General features: G+C 75.1%; 25 protein-coding genes. 16 read left to right on the forward strand and 9 right to left on the reverse strand.

The window, feature by feature from the left end:
• Window positions 1-12: 12 nt before the first annotated feature.
• The 5 genes from AS188_RS05640 (at window position 13) to AS188_RS05660 (ending at window position 8,243) form a co-directional block, all read left to right on the forward strand.
• Window positions 13-3,744: a nitrate reductase subunit alpha gene (locus tag AS188_RS05640; RefSeq protein ID WP_058858030.1), complete on the forward strand. Its 3,732-nt coding sequence runs from the start codon at window positions 13-15 to the stop codon at window positions 3,742-3,744.
• Entirely contained in the window at window positions 3,744-5,411 is a 1,668-nt protein-coding gene (narH, locus tag AS188_RS05645) for a nitrate reductase subunit beta (RefSeq protein ID WP_058858031.1), read from the forward strand. Before AS188_RS05640 ends, narH begins: the two co-directional genes overlap by 1 nt.
• Window positions 5,408-6,103 (forward strand): nitrate reductase molybdenum cofactor assembly chaperone, encoded by a 696-nt coding sequence (gene narJ, locus AS188_RS05650; RefSeq protein ID WP_058858032.1) that lies wholly within the window; start codon window positions 5,408-5,410, stop codon window positions 6,101-6,103. The genes narH and narJ overlap by 4 nt, the downstream gene beginning before the upstream one ends.
• Complete coding sequence (gene narI, locus AS188_RS05655) at window positions 6,100-6,939, forward strand: respiratory nitrate reductase subunit gamma (protein WP_058858033.1); 840 nt, start codon at window positions 6,100-6,102, stop codon at window positions 6,937-6,939. The genes narJ and narI overlap by 4 nt, the downstream gene beginning before the upstream one ends.
• 68 nt (window positions 6,940-7,007) lie before the next feature.
• A complete protein-coding gene (locus AS188_RS05660; protein ID WP_058858034.1) occupies window positions 7,008-8,243 on the forward strand; it encodes an MFS transporter in 1,236 nt (411 codons plus the stop codon).
• Between the two features lie 156 nt (window positions 8,244-8,399).
• Here AS188_RS05660 and AS188_RS05665 read toward each other — a convergent pair whose 3' ends face one another.
• Window positions 8,400-8,885 (reverse strand): pyridoxamine 5'-phosphate oxidase family protein, encoded by a 486-nt coding sequence (locus AS188_RS05665; RefSeq protein WP_058858035.1) that lies wholly within the window; start codon window positions 8,883-8,885, stop codon window positions 8,400-8,402.
• Window positions 8,886-8,931: 46 nt separating this feature from the next.
• Window positions 8,932-10,134, reverse strand: a complete 1,203-nt coding sequence (locus AS188_RS05670; RefSeq protein WP_058858036.1) for a globin domain-containing protein — start codon at window positions 10,132-10,134, stop codon at window positions 8,932-8,934.
• 201 nt (window positions 10,135-10,335) lie between these two features.
• Between AS188_RS05670 and moaC the strand changes: the two genes are divergently transcribed.
• The 6 genes from moaC (at window position 10,336) to AS188_RS05700 (ending at window position 14,550) form a co-directional block, all read left to right on the forward strand.
• Window positions 10,336-10,836, forward strand: a complete 501-nt coding sequence (moaC, locus tag AS188_RS05675; RefSeq protein WP_058858037.1) for a cyclic pyranopterin monophosphate synthase MoaC — start codon at window positions 10,336-10,338, stop codon at window positions 10,834-10,836.
• A 2-nt stretch (window positions 10,837-10,838) separates the two neighbouring features.
• A complete protein-coding gene (locus AS188_RS05680; protein ID WP_058859755.1) occupies window positions 10,839-11,381 on the forward strand; it encodes a MogA/MoaB family molybdenum cofactor biosynthesis protein in 543 nt (180 codons plus the stop codon).
• Window positions 11,378-11,830, forward strand: coding sequence for a molybdenum cofactor biosynthesis protein MoaE (locus AS188_RS05685; RefSeq protein ID WP_058858038.1), 453 nt, complete (start codon window positions 11,378-11,380; stop codon window positions 11,828-11,830). Before AS188_RS05680 ends, AS188_RS05685 begins: the two co-directional genes overlap by 4 nt.
• 5 nt (window positions 11,831-11,835) lie before the next feature.
• On the forward strand, window positions 11,836-13,008 hold the full coding sequence (gene moeB / locus AS188_RS05690) for a molybdopterin-synthase adenylyltransferase MoeB (RefSeq protein WP_058858039.1): 1,173 nt from the start codon (window positions 11,836-11,838) through the stop codon (window positions 13,006-13,008).
• Window positions 13,009-13,103: 95 nt separating this feature from the next.
• A complete protein-coding gene (locus AS188_RS05695; RefSeq protein WP_058858040.1) occupies window positions 13,104-13,562 on the forward strand; it encodes an SRPBCC family protein in 459 nt (152 codons plus the stop codon).
• Between the two features lie 58 nt (window positions 13,563-13,620).
• Window positions 13,621-14,550, forward strand: coding sequence for an NADP-dependent oxidoreductase (locus tag AS188_RS05700; protein WP_058858041.1), 930 nt, complete (start codon window positions 13,621-13,623; stop codon window positions 14,548-14,550).
• A gap of 25 nt (window positions 14,551-14,575) precedes the next feature.
• On the opposite strand, the gene AS188_RS05705 is transcribed toward AS188_RS05700, so the two are convergent.
• On the reverse strand, window positions 14,576-15,217 hold the full coding sequence (locus AS188_RS05705) for a hypothetical protein (protein WP_236945063.1): 642 nt from the start codon (window positions 15,215-15,217) through the stop codon (window positions 14,576-14,578).
• A gap of 201 nt (window positions 15,218-15,418) precedes the next feature.
• Between AS188_RS05705 and AS188_RS05710 the strand changes: the two genes are divergently transcribed.
• On the forward strand, window positions 15,419-16,228 hold the full coding sequence (locus AS188_RS05710) for an SDR family oxidoreductase (protein WP_083529278.1): 810 nt from the start codon (window positions 15,419-15,421) through the stop codon (window positions 16,226-16,228).
• A gap of 13 nt (window positions 16,229-16,241) precedes the next feature.
• Here AS188_RS05710 and AS188_RS05715 read toward each other — a convergent pair whose 3' ends face one another.
• On the reverse strand, window positions 16,242-16,715 hold the full coding sequence (locus AS188_RS05715; RefSeq protein ID WP_058858042.1) for an OsmC family protein: 474 nt from the start codon (window positions 16,713-16,715) through the stop codon (window positions 16,242-16,244).
• 163 nt (window positions 16,716-16,878) lie between these two features.
• Here AS188_RS05715 and AS188_RS05720 point away from each other — a divergent pair, with 163 nt between their 5' ends.
• Window positions 16,879-18,171 (forward strand): glycosyltransferase 87 family protein, encoded by a 1,293-nt coding sequence (locus AS188_RS05720; protein ID WP_058858043.1) that lies wholly within the window; start codon window positions 16,879-16,881, stop codon window positions 18,169-18,171.
• Window positions 18,164-19,390: an MFS transporter gene (locus tag AS188_RS05725; RefSeq protein WP_058858044.1), complete on the forward strand. Its 1,227-nt coding sequence runs from the start codon at window positions 18,164-18,166 to the stop codon at window positions 19,388-19,390. Before AS188_RS05720 ends, AS188_RS05725 begins: the two co-directional genes overlap by 8 nt.
• A gap of 6 nt (window positions 19,391-19,396) precedes the next feature.
• On the opposite strand, the gene AS188_RS05730 is transcribed toward AS188_RS05725, so the two are convergent.
• From AS188_RS05730 to AS188_RS05750, 5 genes are all read right to left on the reverse strand, one after another.
• Complete coding sequence (locus AS188_RS05730) at window positions 19,397-20,149, reverse strand: PIG-L deacetylase family protein (RefSeq protein ID WP_058858045.1); 753 nt, start codon at window positions 20,147-20,149, stop codon at window positions 19,397-19,399.
• Window positions 20,150-20,156: 7 nt separating this feature from the next.
• Window positions 20,157-20,711 (reverse strand): signal peptidase I, encoded by a 555-nt coding sequence (locus AS188_RS17095; protein ID WP_169797986.1) that lies wholly within the window; start codon window positions 20,709-20,711, stop codon window positions 20,157-20,159.
• On the reverse strand, window positions 20,708-21,727 hold the full coding sequence (locus tag AS188_RS17100; RefSeq protein WP_058858047.1) for a hypothetical protein: 1,020 nt from the start codon (window positions 21,725-21,727) through the stop codon (window positions 20,708-20,710). The genes AS188_RS17095 and AS188_RS17100 overlap by 4 nt, the downstream gene beginning before the upstream one ends.
• An 18-nt stretch (window positions 21,728-21,745) precedes the next feature.
• Complete coding sequence (locus AS188_RS05745) at window positions 21,746-22,330, reverse strand: hypothetical protein (protein ID WP_058858048.1); 585 nt, start codon at window positions 22,328-22,330, stop codon at window positions 21,746-21,748.
• A gap of 98 nt (window positions 22,331-22,428) precedes the next feature.
• Entirely contained in the window at window positions 22,429-23,010 is a 582-nt protein-coding gene (locus AS188_RS05750; RefSeq protein WP_058858049.1) for an alternate-type signal peptide domain-containing protein, read from the reverse strand.
• A gap of 434 nt (window positions 23,011-23,444) precedes the next feature.
• Between AS188_RS05750 and fdhD the strand changes: the two genes are divergently transcribed.
• Both fdhD and AS188_RS05760 read left to right on the forward strand, forming a co-directional pair.
• Entirely contained in the window at window positions 23,445-24,287 is an 843-nt protein-coding gene (gene fdhD / locus AS188_RS05755; protein ID WP_058858050.1) for a formate dehydrogenase accessory sulfurtransferase FdhD, read from the forward strand.
• Window positions 24,288-24,331: 44 nt separating this feature from the next.
• Window positions 24,332-25,066 (forward strand): glutamine amidotransferase, encoded by a 735-nt coding sequence (locus AS188_RS05760; protein WP_058858051.1) that lies wholly within the window; start codon window positions 24,332-24,334, stop codon window positions 25,064-25,066.
• Window positions 25,067-25,088: the final 22 nt, after the last annotated feature.

Raw genomic sequence — 25,088 nt, forward strand, 5'->3', positions numbered from 1 at the left:
TACGTTGGCGCCATGGCAACCGACTCCGTTCCCCCGCGCATCGACGGCCCCGCCTCGGACGCGCTGCTCAGGCTCGGGAAGTTCTTCACCCGCTGGGAGGAGAGCCCCGACCGGCGGGCCGTGTTCCGGGAGGGCGGGCGGGCCGGCGACGCCTTCTACCGCAACCGCTGGAGCCACGACAAGGTGGTGCGCTCCACCCACGGCGTGAACTGCACGGGCTCGTGCTCGTGGAAGGTCTACGTCAAGGACGGGATCATCACCTGGGAGGCCCAGGAGACCGACTACCCCTCCGTGGGCCCGGACCGGCCCGAGTACGAGCCCCGCGGCTGCCCCCGCGGGGCCGCGTTCTCCTGGTACACCTACTCGCCCACGCGGGTGCGCTACCCCTACGTGCGCGGCGTGCTGCTGGAGATGTACCGGGCGGCCAAGCAGGAGACCGGCGGGGACCCCGTGCTCGCCTGGGAGTCGATCGTCTCGGACCCCGCCAAGCGGCGGGCGTTCCAGCGGGCCCGGGGCAAGGGCGGGCTCGTGCGCTCGAGCTGGCAGGAGGCCCTCGAGCTCACCGCCGCCGCCCACGTGCACACGGTCAAGGCCTACGGGCCGGACCGCGTCACCGGCTTCTCCCCGATCCCGGCGATGTCGATGGTCTCCCACGCCGCCGGGGCCCGGTTCATCAACCTCGTCGGCGGGGTGATGAACAGCTTCTACGACTGGTACGCGGACCTGCCCGTGGCCAGCCCCCAGGTCTTCGGCGACCAGACGGACGTCCCCGAGTCCGGCGACTGGTGGGACGCGACCTACCTGATGATGTGGGGCTCCAACATCCCCGTCACCCGCACCCCGGACGCGCACTGGATGGTCGAGGCGCGCTACCGCGGCACCAAGGTCGTCTCGGTCAGCCCCGACTACGCGGACAACACGAAGTTCGCCGATGAGTGGCTGCCCGCCCAGGCCGGCACGGACGCGGCCCTGGCGATGGCGATGGGCCACGTGATCCTCAAGGAGAACTTCCTGGACCGCCGCGTGCCGTTCTTCGAGGACTACGTCGTCCAGTACACCGACCTGCCGTTCCTCGTCACCCTCGACGAGCGCGCCGACGGGACCGTGGTGCCGGGGAAGTTCCTCACCGCCCAGGACCTGGCCTCCGCGGACGGGACGGAGCCGCCCGCCGACGCCGCGTTCAAGACCGTGCTCCTCGACCGCGACGCCGGCACCGCCGTGGTGCCCAACGGGTCGATGGGCTTCCGCTACAACGCCCAGGACGAGGGGCAGTGGAACCTCGACCTGCAGGGCGTGCGCCCGGCGCTGTCCCTCGCCGACGCCTCCTCCTACGCAGGAGAGGCGAGCCCCGTGGACCTGCCCGCCTTCACCGACGCCACGGGCGAGGGCTCGGTGCTGCGCCGCGGCGTGCCGGTGGCCCGGGTCGCGGGCCGGACCGTCACCACGGTCTTCGACCTGATGCTCGCCCAGTACGGGGTGGGCCGGGCGGGCCTGCCGGGGACCTGGGCCACCGGGTACGACGACGTCACCGCCCCCTACACGCCGGCGTGGCAGGAGGAGATCACCTCGGTCCCGGCCCAGGCCGTGGCCCGCATCGCCCGGGAGTTCGCCGCCAACGCGGAGAAGTCGCAGGGCCGGTCGATGATCATCCTCGGTGCCGGCATCTGCCAGTGGTACCACGGGGACGTCACCTACCGGGCGATCCTCGCGATGCTGATGCTGTGCGGGTGCCAGGGCCGCAACGGCGGCGGCTGGGCGCACTACGTGGGCCAGGAGAAGGCCCGGCCGATCACCGGGTGGGCGGCGATGGCCGCGGCCACCGACTGGACCCGGCCCCCGCGGTTCATGATCGGCACCGCGTTCTGGTACATGCACACCGACCAGTTCCGCTCCGACGGCTACTCCTCGGACGCGGTACAGTCCCCGCTGGCGCAGGGCCACCTCAAGGGCATGCACACCGCCGACGTGATCGCGAAGTCCACCCGCATGGGGTGGATGCCGTTCTACCCGCAGTTCGACCGCAACTCCCTCGACGTCGCGGACGCCGCCGCCGAGGGGGTCGCCCGCGGCGAGGCCCCCGACGAGGCCGCCTGGGTCGCGCAGCAGCTCAAGCAGGAGCGGCTGCGCTTCGCCGTCGAGGACGTCGACGCCCCGCAGAACTGGCCGCGCACGCTGATCCTGTGGCGCTCGAACCTGCTCGGGTCCTCGGCCAAGGGCGAGGAGTACTTCCTCAAGCACCTGCTGGGCACCCACCACAACGTCATGGGCCAGGACCACGGGCAGGCCCGGCCCCGGGACGTCGCCTGGCACGAGCAGGCGCCCGAGGGCAAGCTCGACCTGCTGGTCTCGGCCGACTTCCGGATGACCAGCTCCACGCTGCTCTCCGACGTCGTGCTCCCCGCCGCGACCTGGTACGAGAAGCACGACCTGTCCTCCACCGACATGCACCCCTACGTGCACGCCTTCACCCCGGCGATCCCCCCGCCGTGGGAGGCGAAGACCGACTACGACCTGTTCCGGCTGCTCGCCGAGGAGTTCTCCCGCCAGGCCCGCACCCACCTGGGGGTGCGCAAGGACCTCGTGGCCACGGCCCTCACCCACGACACCCCGGGGGAGATCGCCCAGCCGGGCGGGCACGCCCCGGACTGGAAGGGCACCGACCTGCCGGCCGTGCCCGGGAAGAACCTGCCCAGCCTCGCGGTGGTCGAGCGCGACTACACGGCGATCGGGGAGAAGTTCGCCGCGGTGGGGCCCCTGGCCGAGCAGCTCGGCTTCACCACCAAGCACATCACCTACGACGTCTCCCACCAGGTGGACCAGCTCGCCCGCCTGCACGGGGTCTTCGACCGCGGGGCCGCCGCCGGCCGCCCCGCGGTGGACACCGACGCCCGCATGGCCGAGGCCATCCTGCTGTTCTCCGGCACGACCAACGGGGAGCTCGCCGTGCAGGGCTTCGAGACCCTCGAGAAGCGCACCGGCGTGGCGCTCGCCGACCTGGCCCGCGGCTCCGAGGAGAAGCGGATCACCTTCGCCGACACCCAGGCCGCCCCGGTGCCGGTGATCACCTCCCCGGAGTGGTCCGGCTCCGAGACCGGCGGGCGCCGCTACGCGCCGTTCACCATCAACATCGAACGGCTCAAGCCCTTCCACACCCTCACGGGGCGGATGCACTTCTTCCTCGACCACGACTGGATCCAGGACATGGGAGAGGCGCTGCCGATCTACCGACCGCCCCTGGACATGCACCGGCTCTTCGGGGAGCCCAAGCTCGGGGAGCGCGGTGACCTCTCGATCGCGGTGCGCTACCTGACCCCGCACAACAAGTGGTCGATCCACTCCGAGTACCAGGACAACCTGTTCATGCTCTCCCTGGCCCGCGGCGGCACGACCGTGTGGATGAGCCCCCAGGACGCGGGGCTCATCGAGGTCTCCGACAACGACTGGGTCGAGTGCGTGAACACCAACGGCGTCTACATCGGCCGGGCGATCGTCTCCCACCGCATGCCGGCCGGCGTCGTCTACGTCCACCACGCCCAGGAGCGGGTGGTCGACGTCCCCAAGTCCGAGGCCACCGGCCGCCGCGGCGGAATCCACAACTCCGTGACCCGCATCCTCGTCAAACCCACCCACATGGTCGGCGGCTACGCGCAGCTGTCCTGGGCCTTCAACTACCTCGGGCCCACCGGCAACCAGCGCGACATCGTCTCCGTGGTCCGCAAGCGCTCCCAGGAGGTCCAGTACTGATGCGAGTCATGGCCCAGGTCGCCATGGTGATGGCGCTCGACAAGTGCATCGGGTGCCACACCTGTTCGGTGACGTGCAAACAGGCGTGGACCAACCGCGCCGGCACCGAGTACGTGTGGTTCAACAACGTGGAGACCCGTCCCGGGCAGGGCTATCCCCGCCGGTACGAGGACCAGGAGAAGTGGAAGGGCGGCTGGGAGCTCAACCGCCGCGGCAACCTCAAGCTGAAGTCCGGTGGGCGGTGGGCGAAGCTGGCAGGATTGTTCGCCAGTCCCGTCCAGCCCGAGCTCAACGACTACTACGAGCCGTGGACCTACGACTACGAGAACCTCATCAACGCCCCCGCGGGCGAGGACTTCCCCGTGGCCCGGCCCAAGTCCCTGATCACCGGCGACGACATGAAGATCACCTGGTCGGCCAACTGGGACGACAACCTCGGCGGCGCCCCCGAGATGGGTCACCTCGACCCGGTGGTCGAGAAGGTCCGGCGGGAGTCCGAGGAGCGGATCCGGTTCGAGTTCGAGCAGACCTTCGCGTTCTACCTCCCGCGCATCTGCGAGCACTGCCTCAACCCCTCCTGCATGGCCTCCTGCCCCTCCGGGGCGATCTACAAGCGGGCCGAGGACGGGATCGTGCTCGTGGACCAGGACCGGTGCCGCGGCTGGCGCCAGTGCGTCACCGGCTGCCCGTACAAGAAGATGTACTACAACCACAAGTCCGGCAAGGCCGAGAAGTGCACCTTCTGCTACCCCCGCATCGAGGTGGGCATCCCCACCGTGTGCGCGGAGACGTGCGTGGGCCGGCTGCGCTACATCGGGATCCTGCTCTACGACGCCGACCGCGTCACCGAGGCCGCCGCGACCCCGGACGAGCGCGACCTCTACGAGGCGCAGCTGGACCTGATGCTCGACCCGCACGACCCGGAGGTGATCGCCGCGGCCCGGGCCGAGGGCATCCCCGAGGACTGGCTCGACGCCGCCCGCCGCTCCCCGGTCCACACCCTGGCCAAGGAGCTGCGGGTCGCCCTGCCCCTGCACCCCGAGTACCGCACGATGCCCATGGTCTGGTACGTCCCGCCGCTGTCCCCGGTCGTGGACCTGCTCAAGGACCAGGGCCACGACGGCGAGGACGCGGGCAACCTCTTCGGCGCCATCGAGTCCCTGCGCATCCCGGTGGAGTACCTCGCCGAGCTGTTCACCGCGGGGGACACGCAGGTCGTCACGGACGTGCTGCGCAAGCTCGCCGCGATGCGCTCCTACATGCGCGACATCGCCCTCGGCGACGAGCCCGACGAGGCGATCGCCACCGCCGTGGGCATGACCGGGGCCGGGATCCGGAAGATGTACCGGCTGATGGCGATCGCCAAGTACGACGAGCGCTACGTCATCCCCTCCGCCCACCTCGAGGAGGCCCACAACCTCGAGGAGATCGGCTGCTCCCTCGACGTCGACGGCGGGCCCGGGATGGGCCAGACCGGTGTGTTCGGGGAGGCCTCCGGCCGGCCCATGCCCGTGGCCGCCGAGAACTTCGCCGCCCTCCAGGCCCGTCAGCGCGGCGAGGACCCCACGGGCAACGAGGCCCTCGCCGGGCGGGTGAACCTGCTCAACTGGGACGGCCGCGGCCGGCCCACGGGCCTGTTCCCGCCCAAGGACGGGGGACAGGCATGAGCCTGCTCGAGAAGCTGCTGGGCCGGGCCGGGAAGGGCACCCTCGACCCGGGCGCCCACCACGACCCCGACCCCCGCCGCAGCGCCGTGCTGCGCCAGGCCGCCGCCGTCCTGCTCGGCTACCCGGACGGGCAGCTCCTCGAGCGGCTGCCCGTGCTGCGCGCGGCGCTGGCCGAGGTCGGCGCGGCCGACGGGGTCGCCGAGCTGCTCGACTGGTTCACCGCCCGCCCGCTCGAGCAGGTCCAGGCGGACTACGTCCAGGAGTTCGACCTCTCCCGGCGCCACAGCCTGCACCTGACCTACTGGACCGACGGGGACACCCGCCGCCGCGGCGAGGCGCTCGCCGCGTTCAAGCAGGTCTACCGCGTCCACGGCGCCGAGCTCGACGCCGCCGAGCTGCCCGACTACCTGCCCCTGGTGCTCGAGTTCACCGCCACCGTCTCGCCCGGGGACGGCTGGGAGCTGCTGCAGCGCTACCGGCCCTCCCTCGAGCTGCTGCGGCTGTCGCTGCGCGACGACGGTCTGCCCCACCACCGCGCCGTCGCCCTCGTGTGCTCGACCCTGCCCGGGGTCTCGCCCGAGGACCGCGAGGCCGTGATGCGCATGGCCGGCTACGGCCCGCCCACCGAGTCCGTGGGCCTCGACCCGTACGATCCCCGGCTGCTGCCGCTGACCGAGAGGAACCAGGGATGATCCCGCTCGCCCCCGCCCCCGAGGCCGTCGAGACCGGAGTGGGGGACGTCCTGCTGTGGGGCGTGCTGCCCTACGTGGTGCTGGCCGTGGTCGTCGGCGGGTCGATCTGGCGCTACAGGTACGACCAGTTCGGCTGGACCACCCGCTCCTCCCAGCTCTACGAGTCCCGCATCCTGCGCATCGCCTCGCCGCTGTTCCACTTCGGGATCCTCGCCGTGCTCGCCGGGCACATCATGGGCCTGCTCATCCCGGCGTCCTGGACGGCGGCGGTGGGCGTGACCGAGGGCATGTACCACTTCCTGGCCCTGAGCATCGGCACGGTCGCCGGGGTCGGGACCCTGCTGGGGATCGTCCTGCTGATCTGGCGCCGGCGCACGACCGGGCCCGTGTTCATGGCGACCACGAAGAACGACAAGTTCATGTACGTCATGCTCGTGGCCGCCCTGCTCACGGGCCTGGCCACCACCGCGATCTCCGTGTTCGACCACTCCGTGCCGGACTACCGCCAGACGGTCTCCCCGTGGTTCCGCTCCATCTGGATTCTCCAGCCGGACGTCGCGGCCATGGCCGGGGCCGGCCCCTCCTTCAAGCTGCACGTGCTGTGGGCGCTGGGGCTGTTCGCCGTGTGGCCCTTCACCCGGCTCGTCCACGCCTTCACGGCCCCGGTGCACTACCTCTTCCGGCCCTACATCGTCTACCGCAGCCGCGACGCCGGCTCCTCCGCCCACCTCGCCCCGGTGCGGCGCGGCTGGGAGCCGGTGGGCACCCGGGACCGCGCCCGCGGGACCACCCGGGCCCCCGAGCGGCGCGGGTCCCGCAGCGCGGGCCGCCGCTGAGCTCACCCCTCCCGAGCCCCGACCGCCCGGGTCCTGCCGCCCGGGCCCCGCCGACCCCGAGGAGCGCCATGTCCTCCGCCCCCGCCCCGACCACCCCGGGCCCGGACCTCGCCTCCGGGCAGCTGCGCAACCTCCTGCTGGCCACGATCGCCTCCGCCGTCGGCTTCTGGGCCTGGACGATCGTCGGCCCGCTGGGCAAGCGCTACGCCGAGCAGATGCAGCTCGACGCCACGCAGACCGCCGTGCTGGTGGCCATGCCGATCTTCGTCGGCTCGATCGCCCGCGTGCCGGTCGGTGCGCTCACCGACCGCTACGGCGGGCGGGTGATGTTCACCGTGGTCCTCGGCACCACGGCCCCGCTCGTGCTGCTGACCGGTCTGGTCGGGCGGATGGGCAGTTTCCCCCTGCTCGTCGCCGTCGCCTTCTTCCTGGGCATCGCCGGCACGGTCTTCGCCGTCGGCGTGCCCTTCTGCTCCGCGTGGTACGAGGCCCACCGCAAGGGCTTCGCCACGGGCGTGTTCGGGGCGGGGATGGTCGGCACGGCGGTCTCGGCGTTCTTCACCCCGCGCCTGGTCGGGGCCGTGGGCGCCCTCGGCGCCCACGTGGTGATCGCGGCGGTCGTGGCCGTCACGGCGGTGGTCTGCTGGCTGGCGCTGCGGGACTCGCCCGTGCACGCGGCCAAGACCCCGGAGCCGGTGCTGCCGAAGATCCGGCACGCGTTCACCCTGAAGGTCACCTGGCAGCTGTGCTTCCTCTACGGGGTGGTCTTCGGCGCGTTCGTGGCCTTCTCCAACTACCTGCCGACCTACCTCAACAACGTCTACGCGTGGGACGCCACCGCCGCCGGCAGCCGCACCGCGGGCTTCGCGCTCGCGGCCGTGGTGGCCCGGCCCGTGGGCGGGATCCTCGCGGACCGGGTGGGGCCGAAGCTGGTGACCCTCTCCTCGCTCGCGGGCACGGCGGTGCTCGCCGTGGTCGTGGCCCTCCAGCCGGGCCAGGAGCGGGTCTACGGCCCGGTCTTCCTGCTGATGGCCCTGTTCCTGGGGCTGGGCACCGGCGGGGTCTTCGGCTGGGTCGGGCGGGCCGCCCCCGCCAAGGACGTCGGGACGATCGGGGGGATCATCGCCGCCGCCGGCGGTCTCGGCGGGTACTTCCCGCCCCTGGTCATGGGGGCGACCTACGACGCCGAGCACAACTCCTACTTCGTGGGCCTGAGCCTGCTGGCCGGTTTCGCGGTCGTCTCGTTCCTGCTGGCCCTCACGGTGCGCAACGGCGGCCGCACGGACGAGCGCACCGTGCCCTGACCGCCCCCCACGAGCTCCCACCGGGAGCGCGAGGTCCCACGCCGCTCACCGCTGCGGCGTGGGACCTCGCGTCGTGCACGGGACCTCGCGACGAGGGCGAGGCAGGGGACGGGAGGAGGGGAGAGGGCGGGCGGGGACGACGACGGCGGGGCGCGCTCACTCCGGGGCGGCGCGGTGCGCGTCGCTGAGCGCCGTGCGCCACACCGAGGGGTCGGCCACGGGGAAGCGCCGGCCCGTCACGAGCCCGGGCACGATCCGCACGAACACGCCCTTGGGCCCGGCCTGCCACGGCAGCAGCGGCAGGTCCGCGGTGGCCTCGAGCTCCTCGGCGCGCCCGATCCGGCCCGCCCGGCCCTTGACGACCACGCTCCACGCGAGCCCGGTCCCGGCGTCGTAGCCGTCGGCCTCGAGCGCGACCGGCACGTCGGCCAGGGCCGCCGAGAGCTTGGTGCCCTCCGCCGTCCGGAACACGACCGTGCCGTGGTCCACGGCGTGGTTGACCGGGAAGATGTCCGGGTGGTCCTCGACCCACACCGCCAGCCGGGACACCCCGGCCGAGCGCAGCAGCTCCCAGCACGTGTTCTCCGCCAGCTGCTCCACCGCGCCCGCGGTCCCGCCGGTCGGCGTCGTCTCGTCGCTCATCGTCGCTCCTCTCCGGGCGCGCCCGGGGGCCGGGCCGCGCGCTGCACTACTCGAAGTCGGCCAGCCACAGGTCGGGGCCGAAGACCTCGTACTGGATGTCCCGGGGCGGGACGCCGCGGGCGATCAGGGAGCTGCGCACGGCCTGCATGAAGGGCAGCGGCCCGCACAGGTAGTACTGGGCGTCGGCGGGCAGCTCCACGGCGCCCACGTCCATGAACCCGGCGTGCTCGCCGGGGCCGGGCACGGCCGCGGGCCGCTCGAACCAGGACTCGAGCCGGGCCTCGGGCAGGCGGGCCAGGTCCGCCTCGATCTGGGCGCGCAGCGGGAAGTCCTCGGGCGCGGAGTCGGCGTGCAGGAACCGCACCGTGCGCTGGGCGCCGTCGCGCACCAGGTGGGAGAGCATCCCGGCCATGGGGGTCACCCCGATGCCGGCGCTGGCCAGCACGAGGGGCCGGTCCGAGTACTCCAGCACCACGTCCCCGCTGGGCACCGAGAGGGTCAGCTCGTCGCCGATCCCGACCTGCTCGTGCAGCAGGGTGGACATCTCCCCGGCCGGGGTGCCGTTGCCGCGGATCCGCTTCACGGCGAAGACCCGGTGGTGGCCGTCGTCGGCGCGGGTGAGGCTGTACTGGCGCGGCTGGTGCACGCCGTCGGGCATGCGCATGCGCAGGGTCACGTACTGGCCCGGCAGGGAGCGCTTGACCTCCCGCTCGTCGGTGCGCTCGACCACGAACGTCACGACGTCGGCGGTCTCGGGGATCTTCTCCACGACCCGCCACGTCCGCCAGATCGTCTCCGGGCTCAGCCGCACGGCGTCGTAGAGCCCGCGCTCCTTGGTGATCAGGGCGTTGGCCATCAGCCAGTACACCTCGTCCCAGGCCGCGGCGACCTCGGGGGTCACCGCCTCGCCCAGGACGTCGCCGATGGCCCACATGAGGTTGTCGTGGACGATCTGGTACTGGTCCGGCCGCAGCCCCAGGGACACGTGCTTGTGGGCGATGCGGGAGAGCAGGTGGTCCGGGACCTGGGTGGGGTTGTTCACCAGATGGCTCGCGTAGGCGGCCACGGAGCCGGCCAGGGCCTGCTGCTGGCGCCCGTCGGCCTGGTTGCCGCGGTTGAACAGCCCGTCCAGCAGCTCGGGGTGCTCCCCGAACATGTGTCCGTAGAAGCGGCGGGCGATCTCCTGGATGTTCTCACCGACGACCGGCAGGGTCGCCTTGACGACGGGGTACGAGGTGTCCGACAGCATCGCGTCTCCTTCCGGATCCCGTCGACGCCGACGGGAGGGTGTTCCGCCAAGCTAGCACCGCCCGCGAGCGCGGGACAGGGCGTGGGCCGGGACGGCGTCATCCGCCGCGCGGGACGGCGTGGCGCACCGCCGCGGGAGCGCGCGGCGATCCGGGTGGGCCAGAATGGGGACGAGCACCCCGCGGAAGGAGAGCGCACGAGCATGACCGAGCACCAGGAGGGCCTCACGCACGTGCGGGCGGACGGCTCCGCCCACATGGTGGACGTCTCCGCCAAGGCCGTCACCACCCGCGAGGCCACGGCCACGGCGGTGCTGAGCACCCGCCCCGACGTCGTCGGGCAGGTCTTCGCCGCCGACCTGCCGAAGGGGGACGCGCTGCCGGTGGCCCGCGTGGCCGGGATCATGGCGGCCAAGCGGACCCCCGACCTGGTGCCGCTGTGCCACCCGCTGCCGATCAGCAAGGTCGTGGTCGACTTCGAGCGGCTGGCCGAGGGGGTGCGGATCACCGCGACCGTGCGCACCCGCGGGGTCACCGGGGTCGAGATGGAGGCGCTGACCGCGGCGTCCGTGGCGGCGCTGACGCTCTATGACATGATCAAGGCCGTGGACAGGCACGCCTCGATCGACGGCGTGCGGGTCCTCGCGAAGTCCGGCGGCAAGTCCGGGGACTGGCGCGCCGAGGACGCCGGGGAGGGGCGGTGACGGTGCGCACCGCCGCCGTCGTGGTCGCCTCGACCCGGGCCGCCGCCGGCGTCTACGAGGACCGCAGCGGGCGGATCGCCGCCGACTGGTTCCGCTCCCACGGCTTCGCGGTCGAGGGCCCGTTCGTCGTGGCCGACGGCGCCGACGTGCGCGCCCGGCTGGAGGAGCTGCTGCTCGAGCGGGACCCGGACCGGCGCCCCAGTGTCGTCGTCACGAGCGGGGGCACGGGGCTCGCGCCCGACGACCTGACCCCCGAGGTCACCCGCCCCCTGCTGGACCGCGAGCTGCCCGGCATCATGGCGGCCCTGTGGGCGGAGGGCCGCCGGACCACGCCCCTGGCCGCGCTCAGCCGCGGGCACGCCGGGGTCAGCGGCTCCACCTTCGTGGTCAACCTCCCCGGCTCCACCGGCGGGGTGTGGGACGGGCTGAAGGTGCTCGAACCGCTGCTCGACCACGTCTGCGACCAGCTCGAGGGCCACCGCGACCGCGGCCACCCGGGCCCCGGCGCCCCGCACCCCGACCCGACGCAGGAGACCGACCGATGAGCACCCCCGGACCCGTCCAGGCCGAGACCGCCGTGGTCGCGGCCTTCGTCACCGACGCACCGCTGGACCACGGCCGGGCCGTCGCCGCCGTGCAGGACGAGCGCACCGGCGCGGTCGTGTCCTTCAGCGGGGTGATCCGCGACCACGACGGCGGGCGCGCCGTGCAGCGCCTCGACTACACGTGCCACCCCAGCGCCGGCGAGGCCATCGCGGCCGTCGCCCGCGCGGTCGCCGCCGACCACCCGGGGGTGCGGATCTGGGCCGCGCACCGGGTGGGGCGGCTGGGCATCGGCGACTCCGCGCTCGAGGCGGCCGTGGCCTCCGCCCACCGCAAGCTCGCGTTCGCCGCGTGCGACGCCCTCGTGGACCGGATCAAGACCGAGGTGCCCATCTGGAAGGAGCAGCTGTTCGCGGACGGCTCCACCGAGTGGGTCGGGCTGGACGGCTGAGGACCGTGGAGCTGCCCCCGCTCGTCGCCCCCGCCGCGGAGCTCACCGAGGAGGAGCTGCGCCGCTACGCCCGCCACCTCACCGTCCCGGAGATCGGGGAGGAGGGCCAGCGGCGGCTGAAGAACGCCCGCGTGCTGTGCGTGGGCGCCGGGGGGCTGGGCTCCCCGGCCCTGCTCTACCTCGCCGCCGCCGGCGTGGGGACCCTGGGGGTCGTCGACGACGACGTCGTGGACGTCTCCAACCTCCAGCGCCAGGTCGTCCACGGCCTGGGCGCCCTCGGTGCGCCCAAGACGTCCTCGGCGGCGGCCCGGGTCGCCGACCTCAACCCGCTGGTGCGCACGGTCGAGCACCGCGAGCGCCTGGACGCGCACAACGCCCCGCGGATCCTCGCCGGCTACGACCTGGTCGTGGACGGCAGCGACAACTTCGCGACCCGCTACCTCGTCTCGGACGCGTGCGAGCTGGCCGGGCTGCCGCACGTGTGGGGCTCGATCCTGCGCTTCGACGGGCAGTACTCGGTGTTCTGGGGCGCGCACGGGCCGACCTACCGCGACCTCTACCCGGTGCCGCCCGCCCCGGGGAGCGTGCCGGACTGCGCCGAGGCGGGGGTGCTCGGCGTGCTGCCGGGGCTGCTCGGCACGGCGATGGCCGTGGAGGCCGTCAAGCTCGTCACCGGCATCGGGGACACGATGCTCGGCCGCGTGGCCACCTACGACGCCCTCTCCGCCCGCTGGTGGGAGATCCCGCTCGCACCCACCCCCGGGCGGGCCCCCGTGACGGAGCTGCGCGACGACGACGGCGCCCCCGCGTGCGCGCTGCCCGGCCCCGGCGCGGAGGAGCCGCTGCCCACGGTGACGGCCCCGCAGCTGGCGGCGCTGCTGGCCGCCCGCGAGCGGGGGGAGGCGGACGTCGACGTGGTCGACGTGCGGGAGCCCTACGAGGCCCGGCTCGCGGCCGTCCCCGGGGCCCGGAGCGTGCCGCTCGCCCGGTTCGAGTCGGGGGAGGCCCTCGCCGAGCTGGACCCCGCCCGCCCCACGGTGCTGCACTGCAAGGCCGGGTCCCGCTCCGCGCGGGCGCTGCGGCTGCTGCGGGCGGCCGGGCACCGGGACGCCGTCCACCTCGAGGGCGGGGTCCTGGCGTGGATCGAGCAGGTCGACCCGTCCCAGCGGCCCTACTGAGCCGGCGGCTACGCCGGCAGCGGACAGCCCTGGCCACGGCCGGCCGGGCTCTGCCTACGGTGGCCCGGTACCGACCCGAACGGAAGGAAACCACCGTGTCCGAGCACAGCATCTCCGCCAGCCGCGTCATCGACGCCCCCGCCGACGCCATCTTCGAGGTCCTCACCCTGCCCTCCCGCCACCAGCAGATCGACGGGTCCGGCACCGTGGTCTCCGGCGACGACCAGCGCATCCAGCAGGTGGGCCAGGTCTTCGTGATGAACATGAACGGCGAGCACATGGGCGGGGACTACGTCATGGAGAACACCGTCTCCGGCTACGACGAGAACAAGCTGCTCGCGTGGCGGCCCAAGCCCCAGGGCGCCGAGCTCGAGGGCTGGGAGTGGATCTGGGAGCTGGAGCCGCAGGGCCCCGGGCAGACCCTCGTGACCGAGACCTACTCGTGGGAGCACGCCACCCCCGAGGCGAAGAAGGCCGTGTCCTTCCCGCTGTTCGAGGACCGTGCCCTCGAGCAGTCCCTCGAGCGCCTGGCCGCCGCGGTCTCCGAGAAGTGACCCGCCGCGGGCGCGGCGGACCCGGAATGCGGGCCCGCCGCGCCCGGTTGCCCAGGACATGAGGATCATCGGAGTCGAGCAGTTCGGAGGGCCCGAGGCCCTCGCCGTGCACGAGGTCCCGGAGCCCCACCCCGGCCCGGGGGAGGTGCGGATCCGGGTGCGCGCCGCCGCCGTGAGCCCCACCGACACCGTGCTGCGCGCCGGGGGCCAGCCCATGGACGGGCGCACCCCGCCGTTCGTGCCGGGCATGGACGCCGCCGGAGTGGTCGACGAGGTCGGGGAGGGCAGCCGCTGGCGCCCCGGGGAGTCGGTCATGGCGATCGCCCTGCCCCGCGGCGAGCACGGCGGTGCCTATGCGGAGTACCTGATCGCCCCGGACGACTCGGTCGCCCGCGTGCCCGAGGGCGCCGACCTCGCCGCCGCCTCGACCCTGCCCATGAACGGGCTCACGGCGCTGCAGGTCCTCGAGGTCCTCGACCTCGAGCCCGGGCAGGTGCTGGCCGTCACCGGTGCCGCCGGCACGCTGGGCAACTACGTCGTGGAGCTCGCCAAGCACGAGGGGCTGACCGTGGTCGCCGACGCCGCCGACAAGGACCTCGAGCTCGTGGAGAGCCTCGGCGCCGACCACGTCGTCGCCCGCGGGGACGACGTCGCCGCCCGCATCCGGGAGTTCTTCCCGGACGGCGTGGACGCGCTGGTCGACGCCGCTGTGCTCGACGAGAAGGCCGCCCCGGCGGTGCGCGACGGCGGCGGCTTCGCGACCGTGCGCTCGTGGGACGGCGACCCGGGCCGCGGCATCACCGTGCACCGGATCGCCGTCCCGCGGGAGTACCGCTCCGGGGACAAGCTCGACCGGCTGCGCCGCCTCGTCGAGGACGGCGTGCTGAGCCTGCGCGTGGCAGGGACCCTGCCCGCCGAGGAGGCCGCCGAGGCCCACCGCCTGCTCGAGGGCGGCGGCGTGCGCGGCCGGCTCGTCCTGACCTTCTGAGCCGCCGCCCCGGCGGGGCGGCGGCTCAGCCGGCGGCGGGGGACTGCCGCTCGGCCGCGACCCGGTCCACGCGGCGGTGGAAGCGCATCCCGGCCAGCCCGCCGAGGACCGCGCCGGCCAGGCTCACCAGCCCGCCGACCACCAGGGCGAGCACGGCCGCACCCGTGCCGGCGTCCGCGGACGGGCGCGGCAGGCCCACGCCGCCGGGCAGCTCGAGGCGGTCGCCCGTGGCCAGGGCGAGGACCGCGACCACGATCAGCGCCAGCACCGCCCACAGCCACACGGCCACGCCCTGCTTGGCGCCGTCGAAGCGGGCCATGCGCCCGGCGACGTAGCCGCCGCAGACGTAGGCGAGGAACAGGACCACGGCCGCGACCACGCCGCCGGCGCCCGTGAGGGTCTCGAGGTCCGCCCCGGCCGCGGCGCCGGCGGCGGCGGTCGCGGCGGAGAGCAGCACCGCCATCCCGGTCGCGGCCAGCCACCCGAAGAACGCGGCGCCGAGCTTCATGCCGCCGAACTGCTGCCGCTCGGCCGCCACGAGGTCGTGGCGCCGGGCCCTCGGGGTGGTGGCCCCCGCCCGCGGCTCGGCGGGGGCCGTCCGCTCCGCTCCGCGCTCCGACCAGGGCCCCTCAGGGGCCGTGGGTCCGGGTTCCTGCTGCCGTGCCATGACGTCCTCCTCGCCGGGGGTCCGCACCCGCTGGTGCTCACGATGGTCCTCCGATCGTCCCCGCCGCGCAACGGTGCGCCCCCGGGACCGTCCGCGCACCGGCCCTGGCCGCCCCGCCCGGACCGACCGTAGGCTGATGGTCCCGGGCCGCCCCGGTGGCCCGGCCGCGCACCGCACGCGAGCGACAGAGAGGGCACCACCATGGACTCCACCTCCGGCTTCACCCCGCGCACCGCCGTCGTCACCGGCTCGGACTCGGGCATCGGCCGCGCGACCGCCGTGGCCCTGGCAGCGGCCGGCCTGGACGTCGGCATCACCTGGCACCAGGACGAGGCCGGCGCCGAGCGCACCGCCGAGGAGGTGCGCTCCTGGGACCGGAAGGCGGTGCTCGCCCGGCTGGACGCCACCGACCTCGAGGGGGCGGCGGCGGTGGTCGACTTCCTCGCCGAGCAGCTCGGCGGGCTCGACGTGTTCGTGAACAACTCGGGGACCGGGGCGAACGTGCCCTTCCTCGAGACCTCCCTGGCCACGTGGCGCAAGGTGGTGGCCACCGACCTCGACGGCGCGTTCGTGTGCCTGCAGGCCGCCGCCCGGCACATGGTCGCCGCCGGGCGGGGCGGGCGGCTGATCGCGGTCACGAGCGTCCACGAGCACCTGCCCCGGGTGGGCTCGAGCGCCTACGACGCCGCCAAGCACGGCCTCGGCGGTCTCGTGAAGACCATCGCCCTGGAGCTGGGCGAGCACGGGATCACGGCCAACGCGGTGGCCCCCGGCGAGATCGCGACGCCCATGACCGGCCAGGAGGACGAGAACCCCCGCCGCACCTCCCGCCCCGGGGTGCCGCTGGGCCGGCCGGGCGACGCCCGGGAGGTCGCCGCGGTGATCGCGTTCCTCGCCTCCCCGGCGGCCTCCTACGTCACCGGGGCGTCCTGGGTGGTCGACGGCGGGATGGAGCAGATGGGGCCGCAGGCCGGCTCGCACCTGCCCGACGACCGGTGGCGCCGGGGCTGAGACCCCCGTCCGCTCACGGCTCCCGGCCCGCGGGGTCCTCCAGGGCGACGGCGACGTCGTGGCCCACGGGCGCGCCGTGCTCGACCGTGCGGGAGACGGTGCAGTGCTTGTCGTGGGCGAGGGCGATCAGCCGCTCGACGAGACCGGCGGCCTTGCGCCCGCCGTCGTCGTCGGGGAAGGCGAGGTCGAAGGACAGGTGCAGCCCGTCCAGACGCCGCGCGCCCTCCTCCACCACCTCGTGCCCGGTCGCCGCGACGCGGAACCGGGTGGGCTGCGCGCTGCGGGAGGTCGCGGTGTCCACGCCCACGGAGGAGCACCCGGCCAGGGCGGCCAGGAGCAGCTCCACGGGGGAGAGCAGGTCCTCGCCCTTCCCGAAGGCGATCTCGGCGCCCGCCGCGTTGCGGGCGGTGTAGCGGCCGGTGCCCGTGCGGGTCAGCTCGACGGCGCGCCGGGCGGGGTCCTGGGTCTGCTGCGCGGTGGGGTCCATGGACCCATGGTGCCAGCCGTGGCGGGCCGCGGCGGCGCGGGCGCTGGCCTAGAGTGGGACCGGTCCGGCCGGCCCTGCCCGCAGTCCCGCCGTGCGCGCGACCCACCCGCCCCGCCGACCCGGAGAGAGCCGTGGACCGCACCGACACCCCGCCCGAGATCCCGTGAGCGTCCCGGCCCCCTCCGCCGCCCGGGAGGTCCCCGCCGCTCGCCCGCTCGCCCCGGCGCTGCTGGCCTGGGTCCTGCTGGCGGGGGCCCTCGTGCGCACCGTGTGGCTGGCCCTCGACGGCAGCATCGACCTGGACGTCTACCGGCTGGGCGGGATGGCGGTCGTGGACCGCCACGGCTTCGCCGACGAGCTCTACGGGCCGGGCCTGGACCCGGGAAGCGACGGCGGGCTGCCGTTCACCTACCCGCCCTTCGCGGCCCTGCTCTTCGTGCCGCTGGCCTACCTGCCCGAGCCGCTCACCGAGCTCGCCCTCGTGCTCGCGAGCACCGGGGTCGCCGTCGTGCTCTCGGCGTCGCTGCTGCGCTACGCCGCCGCCCGGGGCCGGCCCCTGCCGCTGCAGGAGCTGCTGGGCCCGGCCACGGCCGTCGCGGCGGGCACGGCGGTGCTGCTGTGGTCCGGGCCGTGGATGCGCAACGCCGGGCTCGGGCAGATCAACGCGCTGCTGCTGGCGCTGATCGCCTACGACCTGCTGCGCACCCGCGACGACAGCCTCCTGGGCCGGGTGCCGCGCGGGACCTGGATCGGGCTGGCCGCCGGCATCAAGCTGACCCCCCTGGCCTTCGGCCTCGTGTTCCTGGTGCGGGGGCAGCTGCGCCCCCTCGTGGCCATGGGCTCCGCCTTCGCCGCGACGGTGCTGATCGGCTTCCTCGTCCTGCCGCGCGACGCGGTCGTGTTCTGGACGCAGGCCGTGGTCAGCGACGACCGGGTGGGCGGGACCGACTACGTCGACAACACGGCGCTGCAGGGGGTGCTCCTGCACCTGGGCGTGCCCGGCGGGGTCGAGCCGCTGCTGCGCTGGCCTCTGGTCCTGGTCCTGGTCGCCGGGGCGGCGCTGCTGATCCGGGTGCTGGCCGCCCGCGGGATGACGCTGTCGGTGCTGGCCGTGAACGCCCTCGTGATGCTCTACATGTCCCCGGTGACGTGGTCGCACCACCACGTGTGGTGGCCCGTGGTGCTGACCGCCGTGTGGGTCGAGGCGTGGCCGCGGCTGCTGCGCCCGGGGCTGGGGCGGGCCGCCCGCGGGGCCGCGCTCGCCCTGGCCGCCGTGGCCGTGGCCGGGCTCTACGTCGGGCCCATCCGCTGGGAGGCCTGGCTGGCCCCGGCCGGGGTGCCGGGGCCGGCGATCGACGTCGTCGCGGCCCTGCCCTACCTCGCCCTGCTCCTGCTCCTGGCCCTGTGGGCGGTCGCGGGCCTGCGGGCGGGTCCCCGGGAGGGCGCCCGTGGCTGAGGCCGTCCCGCCCGGGGCGTGGCCCGGCTACGACCGGGGCAGCCCCGGCTACCGTCGCGTCCTGCTGGCCCTGCTGTGCGCGGGGGTCGCGACCTTCGCCCAGCTCTACTCCGTCCAGGGCGTGCTGCCCCTGCTGGCCGCGGAGCTCGGCGTGGACGCCGCCCAGGCCTCCCTGGGGGTCTCCGCGGCGACGCTCGGGCTGGCCGCGGCCGTGCTGCCGTGGTCCGTGGTCTCGGACCGGTGGGGGCGGCTGCGGACCATGGTCGTGGCGGTGGCCGCCGCGACCGCCCTGGGGCTCGTCATGCCGCTGGCCCCCGGGTTCGAGGCCCTCGTGGTGCTGCGCTTCGCCGAGGGCGCGGCCCTCGGCGGGATCCCGGCGGTGGCCATGGCCTATCTCGCGGAGGAGGTCGCCGGCCGGCACACCGCGGTCGCCGCGGGCACCTACGTGGCGGGCACCACCATCGGCGGGCTGGCCGGGCGCATCGTCGCCGCCCCCGTGGGCGACGCCCTCGGCTGGCGGGCCGGCACGCTCACGGTGAGCGTGCTCGCCGCGGCGGCCGCGGTCGCGTTCGTGCTCCTGGCCCCGCGCCAGCGCGGCTTCGTGCGCCGCTCCGTGCGCCTGACCGGCGCGGACGGGCTGGCCGGGCGGGTGCGGGCGAACCTGGCCGACCCGGGGCTGGTCGTGCTCTGCGTGCTCGCGTTCCTGCTCATGGGCGGGTTCGTGGCGATCTACAACTACCTGGGCTTCCACCTCGGCGAGGAGCCCTTCGGCGTCTCGCAGACCCTGGTGAGCCTGCTGTTCCTGGCCTACCTCTCCGGAACGTGGTCCTCCGGGGCGGCCGGGCGGGCGGCCGCCGCGCGCGGGCGCCGCACGGTGCTGCTGGGCAGCGGGGCGCTCATGCTCGCGGGCCTGGCGGGCACGCTGGCGCCCTGGCTCCCGGTGGTCGTGGCGGGGCTGCTCGTGTTCACCGCGGGGTTCTTCGCCGCCCACGCGGTCGCCTCCGGGTGGGTGGCCGTGCGGGCGAGCACCGGGCGGGCGCAGGCCTCCTCGCTGTACACGCTCTTCTACTACGCGGGCTCCTCCGTGCTCGGCTGGGCCGTGGGCCTCGCCTACACCGGGGCCGGGTGGGCCGCCGCGGTCGGCGCGGTCGCAGGCCTCGTCGTCGTCGCCGCCGTGCTCGTGGCCCTCGTGCTGCGCGACCCGGCGCCCGGGCGCTGAGCCGGCTCAGCCGTCGCCGCCGCCCCAGCGCAGGGGGAACACCTCGAAGGTCGAGGCGAGCTCCACCCCGGCGCGCGCGCCGGCCGCACGGGCCCCTTCGCGCAGGAACGCGTCCGGGTCGAAGTCCGCCCAGCCCAGCCCCTCGAGGTAGGCGCGGTGGGCGCGCAGCGACTCCACGCCCGCCTCGAAGGTCGCGGTGACGTCCACCGCGTGCCGGGCCCCGGGCGAGGCGGCGGCCCACACGGCGCGCACGTCGGGCCACGGGGCGAGGCCGGCCTCGACCTGCTCCGGGAAGACCCACCGGTTGCCGGCGTCGCGCGCCGCGTCGAGGCTCGCCCGGCCCGCGGCGATGTGGTCGGCCTGGTTGAGGTTCACGGCCCCGTCCCAGGTGTCGCGGAAGTTGTTGGTGATCACCACGTCCGGGCGGTGCCGGCGCACGACCTCCGCGATCCGCCGGCGCAGGGCCACGCCGTACTCGAGCACGCCGTCGGGCAGGTGCAGGAACTCGACCTGCTCCACGCCCACGACCCGGCAGGACTCCCGCTGCTCCGCCTCCCGCAGGGGGCCGGCCCGCTGCGGGTCGATCCCGTCGATCCCGGCCTCCCCGCTGGTCACGAGGCAGTAGACGACCTCCTTGCCCTGGCCGGTCCAGCGGGCCACGGCCGCGGCGGCGCCGAACTCCATGTCGTCGGGGTGGGCGACGACGACCAGGGCGCGGTGCCAGTCCTCGGGCAGGGGTGTGAGCGGGGTCTCGGTCATGGGGCCATCATGGCCGCCCGGCCCGGGCCCGGGCAACGGTGCGCTCCCGCACGGCGGCGCCGAGCTGCCACAGGGCGTAGCCGCCCAGGGCGGCCGCGACGGCGACGGTGCCCGCGCGCTTCTGTCCGGGGTCCAGGGCCGTGGCCAGGTGGCCCGCCCACGGCACGTGGTAGCGCACGAGCCCCCGCAGCTGCACGTGGGTGATCTCGCCCTCGTCGGCGGCGTCGTTGGCGTCGCCGCGGGTCGTGAAGCTGCGCCGGCCCTCGCCGTCCTGGGCGATCGCGACGACCCGGTGGGTGACGAGCGTGGCGTCGTCGGGCCGGGGCATGAACGTCACGACGTCGCCGACCGCCAGGCGCTCGGCGTCCCCGGGGCCCTCGAGGGGCTCGACGACGACCTGGCTGCCGGTCGGCACGGCCGGTTCCATGGACCCGGAGACCACCGTCAGGGGCACCCAGCCGAGCGCGCGGGGCACCGCGACGGTCGCGAGCAGCAGGGCGGCGACCACGGCGAGCAGGCCCAGCAGCACCGTGCGGGCCGCGCCGTGCAGGACGCGGCTCACGCCGTGTCCCCCGGGCACGCGATCTTGTGGCTGTTGCCGGGGGAGTGCAGCGTCCACAGGGCGGGCGGGTCCGCCGCCGGGCCGGCCGCGGTCCGCGGCCGCACCGTGAACTCCCAGGGCGACTGCCTGCCCGGGCCGCGCTCGGCCGCCGGGATGTCGTCCACGGTCAGGAGGGCCTGCCGCACGCTCCCGTCGCCGAGGGTCCGCAGCGTCTCCCAGGTGCCGCCGGCGGCCTGCGGGCGCCGCAGCAGCTCCCACCCCAGGACCTCGTCCGGGCCCTGCCAGGTCCAGGTGACGAGGGCGTCCTTGCCGGCGGCGGTGCACCCGGCCGGGGTCGCGGGCTCCTCGGCCGGCGCCTCGGCGGGCTCCTGGCCGCCCGGCTCCTGGCCGCCCGGCTCCTGCCCGCCGGGGTCCTCCCCGGGCGGTTCCTGCCCGGCCGGGGGCTGCGCGGCGGGCAGGTCCACGGGGACCGCGGTCTCCCACGTGCGCTCGGCGCGCTGGGAGACCCCGTCGAGGGAGAGGGCCTCCAGGCGGGTCAGGACCCGCAGGGACCGCCCGTCCCAGGGCCGCAGCGTCTCCGCCGGGACCTCCGCGAGGGAGACCTCCAGGCACAGGCGGGCCGTCGCGTCCCGCGGCAGCGGGGCCGGCTCCCCGGCCACGGCCGTGACCGGGGAGCCGGCCCCGCGCGCGGTCCACGCCGCCGGTCCGGCGCAGCCGTCCTGCCAGGCGAAGGAGGCCCCGGCGAGCGCGAGGACCGTGCCGTCCGGGGCGAGCACGGAGACGTCCGCGGGGCGGGCGAGGACCCCGAAGCCCGAGGTGTTCGTCAGCACGGCGGCGCGGTCGCCGTCGGCGGCGACCTCGAGGCCGGCGCGGCCCGTGGTCGAGGCGGGCACGGCCACCTGCTCGGCGGTGCGCCACGCGGCCCGGGTCGCGGTGCCGGGGGTGGTGAGGACGACGCCGGCGAGCAGGACGAGGACGCCGAGGAGGTAGAGGACGGTGTGGCGCGGCTGGGTCACGGGGGTCTCCGGTAGGGGTCAGCGCTGGGCGAGGGAGAGCGTCAGCGGGCCGGGGGCGGCGGTGGCGCCCGCGGCGCCGGGGAGGTCGTAGCGGACGGTGACGTCGTAGGCGGCGCCGTCCCGGGCCGGGACCACGGCGCGACCCTCCGCGCCGGTGACCGTGGGGAGCGGGGAGCCGGGGTCCGCGGGGGTGATCTCGACGCGCGGGGCGGTCGCGCCGGCGGGGGCGCCGGCGTCGACCGCGAGGTCGGCGGCCAGCCGGGTGCCCTCGAGGACGGGGACGGCGCGGGTCCGGACGACGACGGTGCTGCCCGGTGCCGTCGGTCCCGGCACGGCGTCCGGGCCGGTGAGGTCCGTGGTCACGGCGACGACCGCGCCGGTGGCGTCGAGGTCCTCGTGGTGCAGGGTCACGGTGGTGTCCTCGAGGACGAGCTCGAGGCCGCCGGTGGTGATCGTGGCGACCTCCAGCGGCGCGGTCGCGGACCAGCGGGCGGCGGTGCCGTGGTCGGTGCCCAGCAGGGCGGCGAGCAGCCCGGCGAGCAGGGCCGCGGCCGCGGCGGTGCGCAGGGGCCGGGCGGGGCGGGTCGTGCGGGGGAGCGTCACGGGGGCCTCCGGGGGAGGGACGGCAGGACGGGGGAGGGGGCGTCCCGGTGCGGCGGTGCCGCACCGGGACGCTGCGGGGGCGGTCGGCCCCCGCGGGATCACTTCTGCTCGAGCTGCAGGGAGATGCCGTCGAAGGTGATCTTCTGGTTCTGGTACTGCGTGCCGGTCACGGAGTCGCCGATCCAGGTGAACGTGCCGGTCACCGTGACCGTCTTGCCGTCGTCGGCGGAGGTGACGTCGTAGGCGCTGTCGTCGTCGGTGTCCGCCAGACCGGTCACCTCGACGTCGTAGTCGAGGAGGCCCTGGCGCTCGGCGTAGTCGAGGTACTGCTTCGTGGCGCCCTCGTAGGCCAGCGACAGGTCGGCGTCGAGGTTCTTGCCGCGGGCGTCGACCACGGCGGTGGTCGTGAACTGCAGCGTGTCGCCGGGCACGATGCGGTCCGTGGCCGGGTCGAACGCCTCGTCACCGAGGGTCCAGGCGGGGCCGGAGACGTTCTCGAGGGAGAGGGAGCCGGTCGAGATGCCCGTGGAGCCCACGGCGGCGGCCTCGTCGGACCACTTGGCGAAGGTCCCGCCGCCGGCGGCGAGCAGGCCCGCGGCGACGACGCCGGCGAGCACGGCCCTGCCGGTGCGGCGGTTGCGGCCGGTGGTGGGGGCGGTGTGCTGGGGTGCGGTGGACATGGGTGTTCCTTTGCGAGAGAGGGTGGGAGGGGAGCGCGCTGGATCGGCGCGCCGGGCGGGCATCCGGTGCCGTGGCCCGCGGGAGCGGCGGGGCCCGCCGGCCCGGGGATCGATCGGGCCGGCGGACCGCCCGCTGCGGCGCTCGCGGGGTCCGCGGGCGCCGTGGGGAGGCGGTGGATCGCCCGGGACGCCACCGGCAACCCACCGGCGCCGTCCCCGACGAGTTCGAGACTAGACAAAAGTCCATGAATTCGAACAGAGCTGATCCGTCCCCAGTTCCCCCGACGTTACTGAGCGGTAATGTCCCCCGCTCGGCGGCGGTCCCCGATGCCGCCACGCAGGACGCGCCCCGCCGTCGTCCGTCGCCGCGCGGGCGACGGGCGGCCTAGGATCACGGGGAGGGCCCCGCCCCGGGGCACGGACGGGAGGAGACCATGACCCGCGCGTCCCGGCGCCACCGTGTGCACCGCTACACCGCCGACGGCGCCGTCTCGGCCCGCGCCGACACCGTGGCCGGCGAGGAGCCCCTCGAGATCCGGCTCGGCGGGCGTCCCTTCACCGTCACGATGCGCACCCCGGGCCACGACTTCGACCTCGTCGGGGGCTTCCTCGTCTCCGAGGGCGTGGTCTCGGCCGCGGAGCAGATCGTGCGCATGGACTACCGCGGCGGGGTCGACGCCGACGGGCGGCGCTCCTACAACGTGGTCGACGTCGTGCTCGCCCCCGGGGTCGTGCCGCCGGACACCTCCATGGAGCGCCACGTCTACACGTCGTCGTCGTGCGGGGTGTGCGGCACGGCCTCGATCGAGGCCGTCACGAAGGTCTCCGCGTTCGGTCCCGCCGGGGACGGGGTCCGCCTGCCGGTCGCCGGCCTGCTCGCCCTGCCGGAGCGCCTGCGCGCCGCCCAGCGGCTGTTCGACACCACCGGCGGCGTCCACGCCGCCGGGCTCTTCCGCTTCCCCGGGGACGACGACGGGCCCGAGCTGCTGTGCGTGCGCGAGGACGTCGGCCGGCACAACGCCGTGGACAAGGTCGTGGGCTGGGCGCTGCGCGAGGGCCTGCTGCCGCTGCGCGGGACCGTCCTGCAGGTCTCCGGCCGGGCCTCGTTCGAGCTCGTGCAGAAGGCGCACCTGGCCGGGATCCCCGCGCTCGCGGCGGTCTCGGCGCCCTCGGCGCTCGCGGTCGAGCTCGCGGAGCGGACCGGGACCACGCTGCTGGGCTTCAGCCGCGGCGCGTCCTTCAACGCCTACGCGGGCCGGGACCGCATCGCGGGCTGAGGGGCCGGCCCGGGCCCGCCCGGCCGCTGAATAGGATGAACGCCATGAAGCCCTTCCTGCTGCTCGCCACCCGGTCCGAGGACGACGTCGCGGACGAGGAGTACGAGACGATCTGCCGCTTCAGCGGCCTGCGGGAGGAGCAGCTGCACCGGGTCCGGCTGGAGGCCGGGCCCATGCCCCCGATCGACCTGCACCGCTACTCGGGGGTCATCATCGGGGGCTCCCCGTTCAACTCCTCGGACCCCCCGGAGCTGAAGTCCGAGGTCCAGCGCCGGGCCGAGGCGGAGATGCGGGACCTGCTCGACGAGGTCGTCGCCCGCGACTTCCCCTTCCTCGGCGCCTGCTACGGGGTGGGCACGCTGGGCACGCACCAGGGCGGGGTCGTCGACCGCACCCGCGGGGAGGAGATCGGCGTGATCGAGGTGAGCCTCACGGAGGAGGGGCGCCGCGACCCCCTGCTGCGGGAGCTGCCCGAGGTCTTCCACGGCTACGTGGGGCACAAGGAGGGCACCCGCCGGCTCGCCCCCTCGGCCGTCCTGCTGGCCACCGGCACCGACTGCCCCGTCCAGATGTTCCGGGTCGGGCGCAACCTCTACGCGACGCAGTTCCACCCGGAGCTGGACGGCCCCGCGCTGGTCAACCGGATCGAGGCGTACAAGGAGCACGGCTACTTCCCCGCCGGCGACGCCGAGCGCGTGAAGGACCGGATCCGCACGGGCCCGGCCGTCACCGAGCCGCGCCGGATCCTGGCCGCCTTCGCCGACCGCTACGCCCGCTGAGGCGCGCCCCGGCCGGGCGCCG

This window comes from Kocuria flava, from assembly GCF_001482365.1.
Taxonomy (GTDB): domain Bacteria; phylum Actinomycetota; class Actinomycetes; order Actinomycetales; family Micrococcaceae; genus Kocuria; species Kocuria flava.

What these genes read in the sequence shown, in the direction of transcription:
- AS188_RS05640 (WP_058858030.1), top strand. Translation starts at nt 13, where the DNA reads ATGGCAACCGACTCCGTTCCCCCGCGCATCGACGGCCCCGCCTCGGAC.
- narH (WP_058858031.1), top strand. Translation starts at nt 3,744, where the DNA reads ATGCGAGTCATGGCCCAGGTCGCCATGGTGATGGCGCTCGACAAGTGC.
- narJ (WP_058858032.1), top strand. Translation starts at nt 5,408, where the DNA reads ATGAGCCTGCTCGAGAAGCTGCTGGGCCGGGCCGGGAAGGGCACCCTC.
- narI (WP_058858033.1), top strand. Translation starts at nt 6,100, where the DNA reads ATGATCCCGCTCGCCCCCGCCCCCGAGGCCGTCGAGACCGGAGTGGGG.
- AS188_RS05660 (WP_058858034.1), top strand. Translation starts at nt 7,008, where the DNA reads ATGTCCTCCGCCCCCGCCCCGACCACCCCGGGCCCGGACCTCGCCTCC.
- AS188_RS05665 (WP_058858035.1), bottom strand. Translation starts at nt 8,885, where the DNA reads ATGAGCGACGAGACGACGCCGACCGGCGGGACCGCGGGCGCGGTGGAG.
- AS188_RS05670 (WP_058858036.1), bottom strand. Translation starts at nt 10,134, where the DNA reads ATGCTGTCGGACACCTCGTACCCCGTCGTCAAGGCGACCCTGCCGGTC.
- moaC (WP_058858037.1), top strand. Translation starts at nt 10,336, where the DNA reads ATGACCGAGCACCAGGAGGGCCTCACGCACGTGCGGGCGGACGGCTCC.
- AS188_RS05685 (WP_058858038.1), top strand. Translation starts at nt 11,378, where the DNA reads ATGAGCACCCCCGGACCCGTCCAGGCCGAGACCGCCGTGGTCGCGGCC.
- AS188_RS05700 (WP_058858041.1), top strand. Translation starts at nt 13,621, where the DNA reads ATGAGGATCATCGGAGTCGAGCAGTTCGGAGGGCCCGAGGCCCTCGCC.
- AS188_RS05705 (WP_236945063.1), bottom strand. Translation starts at nt 15,217, where the DNA reads ATGGCACGGCAGCAGGAACCCGGACCCACGGCCCCTGAGGGGCCCTGG.
- AS188_RS05710 (WP_083529278.1), top strand. Translation starts at nt 15,419, where the DNA reads ATGGACTCCACCTCCGGCTTCACCCCGCGCACCGCCGTCGTCACCGGC.
- AS188_RS05715 (WP_058858042.1), bottom strand. Translation starts at nt 16,715, where the DNA reads ATGGACCCCACCGCGCAGCAGACCCAGGACCCCGCCCGGCGCGCCGTC.
- AS188_RS05730 (WP_058858045.1), bottom strand. Translation starts at nt 20,149, where the DNA reads ATGACCGAGACCCCGCTCACACCCCTGCCCGAGGACTGGCACCGCGCC.
- AS188_RS05750 (WP_058858049.1), bottom strand. Translation starts at nt 23,010, where the DNA reads ATGTCCACCGCACCCCAGCACACCGCCCCCACCACCGGCCGCAACCGC.
- fdhD (WP_058858050.1), top strand. Translation starts at nt 23,445, where the DNA reads ATGACCCGCGCGTCCCGGCGCCACCGTGTGCACCGCTACACCGCCGAC.
- AS188_RS05760 (WP_058858051.1), top strand. Translation starts at nt 24,332, where the DNA reads ATGAAGCCCTTCCTGCTGCTCGCCACCCGGTCCGAGGACGACGTCGCG.